The organism is Perlucidibaca aquatica (genome assembly GCF_001676655.1).
In the GTDB taxonomy this organism is placed as follows: domain Bacteria; phylum Pseudomonadota; class Gammaproteobacteria; order Pseudomonadales; family Moraxellaceae; genus Perlucidibaca; species Perlucidibaca aquatica.
In genome coordinates this window covers 483,707-495,135 of record NZ_LZDB01000001.1, presented here as the reverse complement: position 1 = coordinate 495,135, position 11,429 = coordinate 483,707, and the positions used below count along the sequence as shown (strand labels likewise).

Sequence of the window (11,429 nt, the reverse complement as noted above, 5' to 3'; positions counted from 1 at the left end):
ACACACCCATGTCACACCACACTCTTCCGTTACCTGACATGACGTTGGCCTGGCGTTGGCGTCAGGGCCAACTGCAAGCCGTTGCGAAAACACAGGCCGTTCCGCTGGCCCATTTGCTCAACATCGACCGTCAGAAGCAGGCATTGCGCCGGAACACCGAACAATTTGTTCGTGGCCTGCCGGCCAATCATGTGTTGCTCACCGGTGCTCGTGGCACCGGCAAATCCTCGCTGGTGAAAGCCTTGCTGCATGAGTTCGCCAGCGATGGCCTGCGCCTGATCGAAGTGCCGCCGCACGACCTCATTGACCTGCCCGACATCGTCGCGCCGCTGCGTGGCCGTGCCGAGAAATTCATTCTCTATGTCGATGACTTTTCCGTGGCCAGCAATGATCCGGCCCTCATCGCGTTGAAAACGGCGCTGGATGGCGGCGTCGAAGAAGCGCCGGACAATGTGCTGATTTACGCCACCAGCAACCGCCGCTACCTGATGCCGTCGCTCAAGTCCGACAACGCCGAGTACCAGTGGATAGACGACGAAGTTCACCCCGGCGAGTCGGTTGAGGAAAAAATTTCGCTGTCGGAACGCTTCGGGCTTTGGCTGTCCTTTCTCGCTTTCGGCCAGAACGAATACTTGGACTTGGTACAGCACCATTTGCAGCAACTCGACTACACCCAATGGAATGATCAGGTGCGTGGCGAGGCATTGCGCTGGGCTCAGACACGCGCCTCACGCAGCGGCCGTGTTGCTATGCAGTTCGCTCGCGACTGGTCGGGTCGACAACAATTATTATTCACAGAACCATCACACTAATCCGGAGCTCTCATGGCCTCTGCAAGTCCCGGTGGCGCGCGCTTTAATGCTGAAAGCAGCGAATCCATCCTCCTCTCCGCCTTGCGCGTTGGCGACCGCCTCGCCTATCGCGAAGCCATGCGTCGCTTTGGTGGCGCCATGCTGGCCGCTGCGCGTGCTGTCGCACCGCAACATGCTGAAGACGCCGTTCAAGACGCGTGGATTTCAGTCTATGGCGCCATTAAGGATTTCGAAGGTCGTTCTGGCCTAAAAACGTGGCTGACCCGCATCACCATCAATAAGGCCTACAACTACCTGCGCAAGCAGGGCCGTGAAGTATCACTGGAAGGCTTAGAAGCCCAGCATGACCCTCTCGATGGCGCTTTTAACAGCGCGGGACAATGGGCTAAACAATGGCAACAGTGGGATGACGACACGCCAGACGCGCTGCTCAGCGCACGTGTGCTGCAAGAATGTATCGAGCACCACATGGACGACATGCCCGAAGGCCAGCGCTTAGCGCTAACACTGAAAGACATGGAAGGACTTTCCCCGACAGAAATCTGTAACACGCTGAGCATTAGCCCGTCTAATTTTCGCGTATTGCTGCACCGTGCCCGAATCCGGGTGTTTTCCATGGTGTCCCACTACGAGGAGACCGGCGAATGTTGAAATGTAAAGATGTGGGCACGAATGCCACCGAATTCCTTTCCGGAGCACTGCCCTGGCGCGTCAACTTGGGTGTGGTTTGGCACTTGCTGCGCTGTGGCAATTGCCGACTCGCCGTTATCCAAATTCTGACCATGCTACGCGCACTGCGTAAACGCCCGGCCAAGCCACCGACTGAAGCACAGATCAAGATGTGGATGGAAGCGTTGGACCATGACCACTCAGGCCATACGCATCACTAGACTGGAGCGGGCATTTGTACTTCCTGTACTCTATTTCTCGGCTTGGTCGTTACTTCTGTTCTGACAGCGCAAGTGTTCGGACATTACCGTGAAAGTATTTTCTTTCATTCCGTAACAAATGCCGCCGTCAATACTCTAAAGGGTGACACTAGCGAATATTCGTTGGTGATCACCCAAAAATCCTGAGGATATGAATCATGAATAAGCTGCAAACTCTGACCCCGATCGCCGCTCTCTTCGCTCTGTCCGTTACGGGCCTGGTTCACGCTGGCGAAGCACCGGCTGCTGCCGCTGCTGCTCCTGCCGCTGCTCACGCTGAAGGCAAGTGTGGCGAAGCAAAGTGTGGCGCCAAAAAAGACGCCGAAGCCAAGTGTGGTGCAGACAAGAAAGCCGCTGAAGCCAAGTGCGGCGCAGCTAAGAAAGCTCACGAAGGCAAATGTGGCGAAGGCAAGTGCGGCGCCAAGAAGTAAGCTGACTCATGAACGGGACAACAGCACAGCATTTTCCGGTGCAAGGTTTTCCCGTGCAGGGAGCTGGCCTGGGTCTGCGCCGCAGTTTTTTAGCGGTGTTGGACTCGGTGCCTGCTGCCACCCTCCCCGATTTTTTCGAGATCGCTCCGGAAAACTGGATCGGTCTTGGCGGCCGTTATGCGCGTAACCTTCGCGCACTCACGGAGCGCCACTGCTTTGTCACTCACGGCCTGTCCTTGTCGATAGGCGGCCCGGCACCGCTGGATATTGAATTTCTCCAGCGCCTGCGCAAGTTCCTCGACAGTCATCAGATCGCGACCTATTCCGAGCACCTGAGCTATACCGGCGATGCCGGGCACCTCTATGACTTGCTGCCAATTCCGATGACGCAAGCCGCCGTTGATTATGTCGCGGCGCGCGTTGGGCAAGTGCAAGACATCCTCGGCCGGCGCATTGCGCTGGAGAATGTGTCGACCTATGCCGCACCGGGCAGCGACATGAGCGAGCAGGATTTTGTCTGCGCCGTGCTGGAAAAGGCTGACTGCGATCTGCTGCTGGATGTGAACAACATCTTCGTCAACAGCATCAATCATGGCTTCAATGCCGAGCACTACCTGCGCTCGCTGCCGGCGCAACGCATACGCTATGCCCATATTGCCGGGCATTTCGTGGAAGCCGAAGACCTGCGCATCGACACTCATGGCGATGATGTCTGCGCCGATGTCTGGGCCTTGCTGCGCACGGCCTATGAACACTTCGGCACGTTCCCGACCTTGCTGGAGCGCGACTTCAACATCCCAGCGTTGCCGGATCTGCTCGCCGAAATGAGCATCATCCGCCAATACCAGCAAGCTCACCGCGATGCCGCGTGATTTTCAGCAAACTCAGGCTGAGTTCACCCACTGGTTGCGACAGCCGGACTCCGCCCCGCTGCCAACCGGGGTACTGCCGGCGCGCATGCACACTTATCGCGAGCTGCTGTTCAACAATGTCATCAACTTTGTCGACATCACGTTTCCGGTCGCCAAGGCATTGTTGCCAGAACCACTCTGGCAACGTCTGAGCGATCACTTTTTTGCGGACTATCACTGCCAGTCGCCCTTTTTCTACGACATCTCTCTGCACTTCAGGGAATTTGTGGCGGCGCTGGACTGGCCCGAACTGGCCGACTTCCCGTGGCTGACCGAGCTGCTGCATTACGAGTGGATGGAGCTGGCGGCAGACATCACCGAAGAACCCAACCCCAGCGTCGCGGCCGACTGCGTCCTCGCCGACGAGAGCCGCTGGGAACGACTCGATGCGCCAATCCGACTCGCGATGCCGGCGTGGCCGCTGGCTTACCAGTGGCCAGTCGCGAGCTGGTCGGTCGAGACCGATCCTGCCGATCTGCACGCGCAGGCGCAGGCGGTTGTGCTCTGGCGCAACCGTGACGACGAAGTTCGTTCTCTGGTGGTGGAGCCGCTGACGGCCTGGCTGGTCGAGCGCATCCAGCTCGGTGACCAAACTCTCAACAACCTAGCCGATGAGCTGGTTCACGCCAGCCCCGGTATCGGCCACGAGCAAGCACTGGCAGCCTGCCAGCGCGTATTACTGCAATTGCAGCATGGCGGCCTGGCCTTCCTCGGCTAAACTGATGCCATGCCTGAACTCCCCGAAGTAGAAACCACTCGCCGCGGCATCCAACCGTTTGTTGAAGGCCAACGTATTGTCAGCCTGCGTGTACACAACGCACGGCTGCGTTGGCCCGTTCCGCCCGAGCTACCCGAATTGTTGGCGAATCAGCGCGTGGCACGCATCAGCCGACGCGGCAAATACCTGCTCTTCCACATCGACACCGGCGTCATGATGGTGCATCTGGGCATGTCCGGCAGCCTGCGGCTGGTCACGCCCGGTACGCCGCGCAAGACCCATGATCACCTCGAATGGACGCTGGATAACAACTGGCTCATGCGCTACCACGACCCACGCCGCTTCGGTTGCTGCCTGTGGCTGCGCGATGATCCGCTCAAGCACCCCCTGCTGGCATCGCTGGGGCCGGAGCCGCTGCAGGCCGAGTTCGATAACCATCACCTATTCCGCCTCAGCCGTGGCAAAACTGCGCCGGTGAAAAGCTTCATCATGGATAGCCATGTGGTGGTCGGCGTCGGCAATATCTACGCCAATGAAGCGCTGTTTCAGGTCGGCATCCACCCATTGCGCGAAGCGGGCCGCATCAGCGCGGAGCGCTATCAGCGGCTGTCGCAGGCTATCCGCGATATTCTCGCGCACGCCATCACGCGCGGCGGCACAACGCTACGCGACTTCGTCAACAGCCAGGGCGAGCCGGGATATTTTCAGCAGGAATTACTGGTCTACGGGCGTGCCGGGCAACCGTGCCGGCAGTGCGGCAAGGCACTGAAGGAAGTGCGTTTGAGTGCCCGCAGCACGGTGTTTTGCGGGCACTGCCAGCGCTAAGCGTCTCGACTTAGAGCGAGCCTTGGTTACGTCCTGCGATCAAGCGTATGACCTTGCCTGAGCTCAGGCGCAATTGCGCTGCGCCATCACTGATAATGTCATAGCTCAATGTGCCCGAACCCAAGCAAACCGCCGAAGCCTCAATAAGGCCGGTCGCGACATTACGCAGGCTACCGGAGAGTGTGCTTGCGGCGGCCACAGGCTCTTGTCCCGTCTTCACGCGATTGAGACCCACCCACGGCAGTGGGCTAGGCCCGGCATCTTGTCCCGCCGTATAGGTGACTTCATGACCGCCACACCCATTGGCTACCAGTTCCACTTCCGCTTCCAAGCCATCCCGCGAGACCAGCTGTGACAGCCAGTAAGCACGGTCATGCTTAACCGCGTATTCGGGATAGTCAAAGCGCGGATCAAAACGGTAGGTGACGCGGCGCGGATTTTTCACACGCACCCAATCGGCGCTTGCCTCCGACTCTTTCTGCCAGTTATCTAAGACCATAAAGGTCAAATGCTCCGATACAGGATGCAGATAAAAGCGATACGGCACACCGGTTCGATCAAGCGTTTGCGCCAGCGCAATGGCCTGATTGACCTGCACCAATTCATCCGCACCACTGTAGAGATTGGCGCTGGGCACATGGCGCAAGTTGCCGATGTAGTGAATGACGTTTTCGTAAGCAATCGAGCCGTTTATCGGGCCAGCCACATCCAACACGGGCTTGAGTGCATCGGTCAGCGTGGTGAGCACAGCATCTAAAGGCGTGTTGGTGTTGGGGATGTTGCGCAAACTGCCCGTGAAGCCGACCCAATTCACCATGCCGGCAAAGCGATCGGGGTAGTTCGTTGCCAAGTGCATCGCGCCAAAGCCACCCATGGAGTAGCCGGAAGCGATCATGCGCTCGGGGTCCGTAACATACGTCGCCTCGGCATCGGCAATGACATCCAGAACATCGCGCTCTGAAATGCCCGCGTAAAATCCATAGGGTCCGCGACCCAAGGGAGCAACCAAGATTCGGTTGCGATCCTCACCCATTTGCTGCTGAAAGCCGAGCTGATTGATCTGACTGGCGTGATTCGCTTCACAGCCATGCATGACCACTTGTATGCCGGGCTTTGCCGCCTGCGCCTTGGGCAAGTAAATACCATAGGGCTGATACTTACCCAGATAATTAAAGGACTGTGAGCAGAAGCCACCGGTGTCGCCATCGCGACCCGCTACCCCTGCTAATTCAACGCCTTCTCCCAAAACATATTTCGACGTGTAGACACGCTGATGAAAGCCGACGGGGGCTGGTGCCACCTTAGTCAGGCCATTACGTAAGTCCGCCACACGTAGCGTTTCACCAAACTGCGAGATATCTCCCGAAGCCAAGGCCGCTGCCTGCTTGTCTTCCCAGTAATTGCCCTTATTGGGCAAAAGTTGCCCCTGCAGACCATCAGCCCCGGCCTGCTCATCCATGCCACGGAAAGCGACATTCATCACCTTGCCATTAGCTTGCGATACCGCGGCCTGCACCCGCCAAACACTGCCGGCAGGGACGGGCATACGGAGCTGCAGTCGATTGCTCACGGGATCGCCCACCGCGACGGTTTTCAGCACGTCCCAACCCCGACTGCTCACCTGCAATGGGGTCCATGCCCCGCCACCTGTGGCGGCGTTATTATCCGTATCAATAGCTAACGCAACGATTGCGTCATTGGCATTGAATAGGGTGTTCAGCTCAAACTCCGCCAGCAGCTCGTTGCCGCTCACGCTCAAACTGAGCTTGACCAAGTCAGCGGTATTGGTCAGTCCAGCAGGATACGTGACATCGCCCGCAGAAGGCGCCAACAGACTGGGCGTGGTTGCGAAAGGATTTCCACGCTGACCAAGCCGCGTGGTGACGTTGAGTACCGTGGGGCCGCCTGCGATCAGCCCGGCATCTGCGCCAAAGTCGTCATAAACATAATCGCGATAGATCAACGTGCCCTGACAGTATTCCGTACTGCCCGCCACCCATGAGCTTCGATCACAGGGCGCGTTCGTGACATTGGCAGCCGGTGAGCGCGGAGCCGATCGATCTTCACTGCCACAGGCCAACAGAAAAACTGAACAGACGGCCGCTAGGGCGAAAGATTTGCGGGGAAAATTCAAAAAAGGCATTCGCAGCGCTCTATATTTATTTTAGTGGGCAAAAGTTAACATCAAGTTACTTTTAAATATCTAATCTGACAAGGCAACACGACAGATTACTGCAGGAGCTGATATGCCCACTCGCGTCGTCTACCCTGGAACCTTCGACCCCATTACGAATGGCCATGCTGATTTGGTCGAGCGCGCCTCGAAACTGTTTGGCGAAGTCATTTTAGCGGTTGCAGCTAGTGACAAGAAAAAGCCTATGTTCAGCACGGAGGAACGTGTCGCGCTGGCCCAACAAGTGCTGGGGCATCTGCCCAATGTGCGCGTGGTGGGCTTCGATAAGCTCTTGTCGTTTTTTGTCACCGACATGGAGGCCAATGTCGTGCTGCGCGGCCTGCGCGCCGTGTCCGACTTTGAGTATGAATTCCAGCTCGCGAACATGAACCGCCAGTTGAATCGCGAGTTCGAAACCGTCTTTCTGACGCCGTCAGAGCACCTGTCATTTATTTCTTCGAGTCTGGTGCGCGAAATCGCCATTCTCGGCGGCGATGTCAGCCAGTTTGTCGCGCCTTGTGTGTCTGAAGCCTTTGTTAAAAAGCTTGGCCACGGCCCGCGCAAAAACTAACGTCAGACCACGCCATGGCTTTGCTGATCACCGATGAATGTATTAATTGTGATGTCTGCGAGCCGGCATGCCCGAATCTGGCGATTTCCATGGGGCCGGAAATCTATGAGATTGACCCTGCACTCTGTACCGAGTGCGTGGGTCATTTTGATGAACCGCAATGTGTCAGCCTCTGCCCCGTAGCCTGCATCCCCATCGACCCCCAACATCAGGAAAGTCGCGAGCAGCTGCAGGCCAAGTTCGAGCGGCTGACGGGCAAGAGCCCCGTTTAACCAACGCGTGTTAAGGCTTCAGGCTTGGGCGCACCCGTGGGTAACAGTCGTTCGGCCAAACCCGTTGCTAACTTGGCCACCAGACCATAGATCGACAATTGTGGATTAGCGCCAATACTGGTCGGGAAAATGGAGCCATCAAGCACGCTCAGATTCGCCAGACCATGGAACTCACCACGGCTATTCACTACGGAGGTTTTGGCATCTTCCCCCATAGCGCAACCACCCATGAGATGCGCTGAGCCAATACCGGTGCGGAACTTTTCAATCGTAAAGCCGTTAATCGCCGATTTCGCTGCCGCTAGGGTGGTGAACGAGCCGCCAGCCAGTTGGAATGGCCGCACAGAACGCGCACCCGCTGCTAATTGAATTTCCGCCATGGCCAAGAACGATCTGCGCAGGCCATCTGCGAGAGAGGCCGAAACGTCGTAGTCGAGTACCGCCGAGCCATCTTTACGAATGCTCGTTCGGCCGCCCGGTGAGTCTTCGGTAAAGCCGTCACGCAGCAGCGCGATCATGCCGTTGAGATGACCCAGCGACTGCATGTCCCGGGCATGGTCAAGGCCATGATTACCCAGAAGACCTGCAACAAAGCCCGGCTGCATGGGAATGACTTCAATTTTGAAGCCCATCGGCCCGGTCGCACCGTCTTTCCACTGGAAGTGATCGGAGTACACGGATTGCGGCGCACCGCCCCAGCCCTCGACCTTGCGATCGAACTGGGCAAAGCTGGCATTGACCGGATGGATCATGGTGCGCAGACCAATCTGGTCATGCGGGTTCGGCACTTTCGAGCGCAGCAGAATGGCGGGGGTATTGATAGCGCCGCCCGCCAGCACCACATGACGCGCACGCACCATGAGTATCTTTCCGGTAGGTTGAAGGCCAACCTCAGGCATGCCATCGACCAGCACGCCTCGAACCTTGTCACCGCCCATGATTAATTCGCGTACGCGGGCACGATGGTAAAGCGTCGCACCGGCATTGAGTGCCGCTGGAATCGTCGTCACCAACATAGATTGCTTGGCATTGGTCGGGCAACCCACGCCACACATGCCGAGGTTCCAGCAACCGTTCACATTGCGCGGAATACTTTGCCAACTCCAGCCCAGCTTCTCGCAGCCCTGACGAATGATGTCGTTGTTCTCGTTTGGCGGCACGGGCCACGGGCCGATTTGCTGACGCTTTTCGGCGCGATCAAACCACGGCGCCATCTCGGCATCGGAGATGCCTTTCACGCCGTGCACATCACGCCAGTGTTTCAACGTTTGCGGTGGCGTGCGGAAGCTCGATGTCCAGTTCACCGTGGTGCTGCCGCCCACAGCGCGGCCCTGCAAGATGGTCATGCTGCCATCGCCCGTGGTGCGCGCCGCGCCTTCCTGATAGAGATCACGGAAAGCTTCAACTTCACGCATTTTAAAGTCATCGCTGGAACGCAGCGGGCCCTCTTCGAGCATGACTACCTTGAGTCCGGCTTGAGTCAAAACCTCTGCCGCCGTGCCGCCACCAGCGCCTGTGCCCACAATGACAACATCACACTCTACCGTGGTGTTTTGGGTCAGTTCGCCGGCATGAATAACCTTCCAGCCACCGGCGATGCCAGCACGAATGGGATCGGGAATTGGACCTACTTGAATCGCCATCTCAACGCTCCTTAAATCGTGCGCACGGGGGCGCTGTAACCCACGGCGGCGTAGCTTTCCGGCAGCAAGTACCAAGCGACGTTGATGATTTTGCTCAAGCCAAGGTAGGCGCCACGCAAGAGCTCTAAGCGACTATCGCGCCAACGTAATAGGAAGGCTTCGATGTCCTCCGGGCTGGCATCTGGCCAATCCGACCATACGCCGGCCATCGCAATGCGTGTGGGGGCCATGCTGAGCAGCGCGAAGAGCTGATGAATTTGGTCGCCAACCGCAACACTGCTGTTAGCAAGGAGCTGATCCAGCGACGCTAGCGCCTTGTCGAGCGCGGCAGGCCGTGCCTTACCCTCAGGCAAAGTGCCGGCCAGTACAGAGGGGATCACTGCTCGCAAAACCGTTAATTCGGCCTCGCGAAGATAGACATATCCTGTTGCCGGTTGCGCTTGCGCGCAGCCGGTCAGGAGTGCGGCTGCTGAGCCGGTGGCGAGCAGCATGCCGCCCATCGCACCGGTTTTTAAAAAGTGACGACGGCTGAGCGCCATCGCATGAGTCGTAACTGCTTGCATCCATTCACCCCTGCTTTTTGTTATTTTCGGGACAGCAGCGCCTCGGGATATTACTTACTCAAGAATAGTTTCTGAATCAGGCCGTGAGCCACGCGACCGAATGGCGGCAGGATGTAACGCACGGAGTAGATGCTCGAGCGCTCCAACACCGCCTTCATGTTCGAGTAGGTTTCAAACCCTTCTTTCGCGTGGTAACGACCCATACCGGACGGGCCAACGCCACCAAATGGCAGATCGTCAACGCCAACATGGGTGACCACATCGTTAATGCCGGTTGCGCCGGAATGCGTGTGGGTGACCACATAATCGGCACGCGCCGTGTCATTGTCGAAGTAGTACAACGCCAGTGGGCGTGGACGCGCATTCACGAACTCCAGCGCCTGCGACAGCGATTCGCGCTCGATGATCGGCAAAATGGGTCCGAAGATTTCGTTTTGCATGATCAGCATGTCTGGCGTAGCGCCCAAGACCAGCGTTGGCGGAATCTTGCGGGTATCAATAAAGCGCTCGTTGGCCGGATTGATCTCGATGACGCGCGCACCTTGCGCACGGGCATCGTCGAGGTAGCTCTGAATACGCGTGTACTGCTTTTCATTGACGATGCTGGTGTAGTCGGCGTTGGTGACCAGCGTTGGGTACATCTTGCTGACCTGGGCCGTGAACGCGATGACGAACTCGTCGGTCTTGCCACGCGGCATCAACACATAGTCTGGCGCCACACAGGTCTGGCCGGCGTTCCAGCATTTGCCGAAAGCAATACGCTCAGCGGCATCGGCCATCGGGTAGGACTCGTGCACGATGGCTGGGGACTTGCCGCCCAGCTCCAGCAGCACCGGCGTCAGATTGGCGGCGGCATTCTGCATGATGGTGCGACCGACATTGGTCGAGCCGGTGAAGGTGATCTGGTCAAATGCCATGTGGCTGAAGGCTTCCGACACTTCGCCGCGACCGGTGATGACCGCCACGGTATCTTCGGTGAAGGCCTCGGCGAGCATGCGCTTCAGCGTCTCGCCCAAACGTGGCGTGAAGCTGGAGGTCTTGATCATGACGCGGTTGCCGGCACTGAGCGCGCCAACCAACGGGCCAATGGCGAGGAAAATTGGGTAGTTCCACGGCACCACAACACCCACCAGACCCAGTGGCTGCGGCACTACGCGAGCCTTGGCGGGTGTCGCCAAAATGCCAGGGTGACGCTTCTGTGGCTTCATCCAGTTGGTCAGATTTTTGCTGGCGTACTTCACCGCTTCCAGCGAGGTCAGAACCTCAGCGATCTTGGTTTCATCTTTTGAGCGATGGCCGAAATCTTGGCTGACCGCATCGGCCAAATCGTCCTGATACTTGATAATGACGGCGCGCAGACGAGTCAAATGGGCAATACGCTCGCTCGCCGACGGCATAGGACGTAGGTTGTATGCCGACCGCTGAGACTGAAAAATACGCTGCATTTCAGCAACTTGTGGGTTCGATGCAGCGAGCTGAGCGAGATGAGCAACCATAATGACCTCAAAACGAAATTCCTGTGCTACCAAAAGGGTAAACACCTTGTGCGGCGTTTTTAGAGCATTTACTCTAGGCTGTCAA

Annotated in this window: 13 protein-coding genes; 9 read left to right on the top strand and 4 right to left on the bottom strand. The window is 57.7% G+C overall.

Annotated features, from left to right (window positions below; all coding sequences use genetic code 11):
• Positions 1 to 8: 8 nt before the first annotated feature.
• From A8710_RS02470 to mutM, 7 genes are all read left to right on the top strand, one after another.
• Entirely contained in the window at positions 9 to 812 is an 804-nt protein-coding gene (locus A8710_RS02470) for an ATP-binding protein (protein WP_198341588.1), read from the top strand.
• 12 nt (positions 813 to 824) lie between these two features.
• Complete coding sequence (locus tag A8710_RS02465) at positions 825 to 1,463, top strand: RNA polymerase sigma factor (protein ID WP_082968604.1); 639 nt, start codon at positions 825 to 827, stop codon at positions 1,461 to 1,463.
• Positions 1,457 to 1,702, top strand: coding sequence for a hypothetical protein (locus A8710_RS02460; RefSeq protein WP_068857881.1), 246 nt, complete (start codon positions 1,457 to 1,459; stop codon positions 1,700 to 1,702). The genes A8710_RS02465 and A8710_RS02460 overlap by 7 nt, the downstream gene beginning before the upstream one ends.
• A gap of 197 nt (positions 1,703 to 1,899) precedes the next feature.
• The gene (locus A8710_RS02455) at positions 1,900 to 2,172 is read left to right on the top strand and encodes an HvfA family oxazolone/thioamide-modified RiPP metallophore (protein ID WP_068857880.1); all 273 of its coding nucleotides are present in this window, start codon (positions 1,900 to 1,902) and stop codon (positions 2,170 to 2,172) included.
• An 8-nt stretch (positions 2,173 to 2,180) separates the two neighbouring features.
• Positions 2,181 to 3,044 (top strand): HvfB family MNIO-type RiPP peptide maturase, encoded by an 864-nt coding sequence (locus A8710_RS02450; RefSeq protein WP_068857879.1) that lies wholly within the window; start codon positions 2,181 to 2,183, stop codon positions 3,042 to 3,044.
• Positions 3,034 to 3,801 (top strand): HvfC family RiPP maturation protein, encoded by a 768-nt coding sequence (locus A8710_RS02445; RefSeq protein WP_068857878.1) that lies wholly within the window; start codon positions 3,034 to 3,036, stop codon positions 3,799 to 3,801. Before A8710_RS02450 ends, A8710_RS02445 begins: the two co-directional genes overlap by 11 nt.
• A gap of 9 nt (positions 3,802 to 3,810) precedes the next feature.
• Positions 3,811 to 4,626, top strand: coding sequence for a bifunctional DNA-formamidopyrimidine glycosylase/DNA-(apurinic or apyrimidinic site) lyase (gene mutM, locus A8710_RS02440; RefSeq protein WP_068857877.1), 816 nt, complete (start codon positions 3,811 to 3,813; stop codon positions 4,624 to 4,626).
• Between the two features lie 10 nt (positions 4,627 to 4,636).
• Here mutM and A8710_RS02435 read toward each other — a convergent pair whose 3' ends face one another.
• The gene (locus A8710_RS02435) at positions 4,637 to 6,769 is read right to left on the bottom strand and encodes a prolyl oligopeptidase family serine peptidase (RefSeq protein ID WP_068857876.1); all 2,133 of its coding nucleotides are present in this window, start codon (positions 6,767 to 6,769) and stop codon (positions 4,637 to 4,639) included.
• 103 nt (positions 6,770 to 6,872) lie between these two features.
• On the opposite strand from A8710_RS02435, the gene coaD reads away from it, so the two are divergent.
• Together coaD and A8710_RS02425 are read left to right on the top strand one after the other, a co-directional pair.
• Entirely contained in the window at positions 6,873 to 7,370 is a 498-nt protein-coding gene (gene coaD, locus A8710_RS02430) for a pantetheine-phosphate adenylyltransferase (RefSeq protein WP_068857875.1), read from the top strand.
• A gap of 14 nt (positions 7,371 to 7,384) precedes the next feature.
• Positions 7,385 to 7,642: a YfhL family 4Fe-4S dicluster ferredoxin gene (locus A8710_RS02425; protein ID WP_068857874.1), complete on the top strand. Its 258-nt coding sequence runs from the start codon at positions 7,385 to 7,387 to the stop codon at positions 7,640 to 7,642.
• Here A8710_RS02425 and A8710_RS02420 read toward each other — a convergent pair.
• Genes A8710_RS02420 through A8710_RS02410 form a run of 3 tightly spaced genes read right to left on the bottom strand, consistent with a single transcriptional unit; the run spans position 7,639 to position 11,344 of the window.
• Complete coding sequence (locus A8710_RS02420) at positions 7,639 to 9,285, bottom strand: GMC family oxidoreductase (protein ID WP_068857873.1); 1,647 nt, start codon at positions 9,283 to 9,285, stop codon at positions 7,639 to 7,641. The two genes, A8710_RS02425 and A8710_RS02420, sit on opposite strands and share 4 nt — an antisense overlap.
• 11 nt (positions 9,286 to 9,296) lie before the next feature.
• On the bottom strand, positions 9,297 to 9,848 hold the full coding sequence (locus tag A8710_RS02415) for a twin-arginine translocation signal domain-containing protein (RefSeq protein WP_068857872.1): 552 nt from the start codon (positions 9,846 to 9,848) through the stop codon (positions 9,297 to 9,299).
• A 50-nt stretch (positions 9,849 to 9,898) separates the two neighbouring features.
• The gene (locus tag A8710_RS02410) at positions 9,899 to 11,344 is read right to left on the bottom strand and encodes a coniferyl aldehyde dehydrogenase (RefSeq protein WP_068857871.1); all 1,446 of its coding nucleotides are present in this window, start codon (positions 11,342 to 11,344) and stop codon (positions 9,899 to 9,901) included.
• Between the last annotated feature and the right edge of the window lie 85 nt (positions 11,345 to 11,429).

Coding starts and splice junctions, on each gene's coding strand:
- A8710_RS02470 (WP_198341588.1), top strand. CDS start 9: ATGTCACACCACACTCTTCCGTTACCTGACATGACGTTGGCCTGGCGT.
- A8710_RS02465 (WP_082968604.1), top strand. CDS start 825: ATGGCCTCTGCAAGTCCCGGTGGCGCGCGCTTTAATGCTGAAAGCAGC.
- A8710_RS02460 (WP_068857881.1), top strand. CDS start 1,457: ATGTTGAAATGTAAAGATGTGGGCACGAATGCCACCGAATTCCTTTCC.
- A8710_RS02455 (WP_068857880.1), top strand. CDS start 1,900: ATGAATAAGCTGCAAACTCTGACCCCGATCGCCGCTCTCTTCGCTCTG.
- A8710_RS02450 (WP_068857879.1), top strand. CDS start 2,181: ATGAACGGGACAACAGCACAGCATTTTCCGGTGCAAGGTTTTCCCGTG.
- A8710_RS02445 (WP_068857878.1), top strand. CDS start 3,034: ATGCCGCGTGATTTTCAGCAAACTCAGGCTGAGTTCACCCACTGGTTG.
- mutM (WP_068857877.1), top strand. CDS start 3,811: ATGCCTGAACTCCCCGAAGTAGAAACCACTCGCCGCGGCATCCAACCG.
- A8710_RS02435 (WP_068857876.1), bottom strand. CDS start 6,769: ATGCCTTTTTTGAATTTTCCCCGCAAATCTTTCGCCCTAGCGGCCGTC.
- coaD (WP_068857875.1), top strand. CDS start 6,873: ATGCCCACTCGCGTCGTCTACCCTGGAACCTTCGACCCCATTACGAAT.
- A8710_RS02425 (WP_068857874.1), top strand. CDS start 7,385: ATGGCTTTGCTGATCACCGATGAATGTATTAATTGTGATGTCTGCGAG.
- A8710_RS02420 (WP_068857873.1), bottom strand. CDS start 9,285: ATGGCGATTCAAGTAGGTCCAATTCCCGATCCCATTCGTGCTGGCATC.
- A8710_RS02415 (WP_068857872.1), bottom strand. CDS start 9,848: ATGCAAGCAGTTACGACTCATGCGATGGCGCTCAGCCGTCGTCACTTT.
- A8710_RS02410 (WP_068857871.1), bottom strand. CDS start 11,344: ATGGTTGCTCATCTCGCTCAGCTCGCTGCATCGAACCCACAAGTTGCT.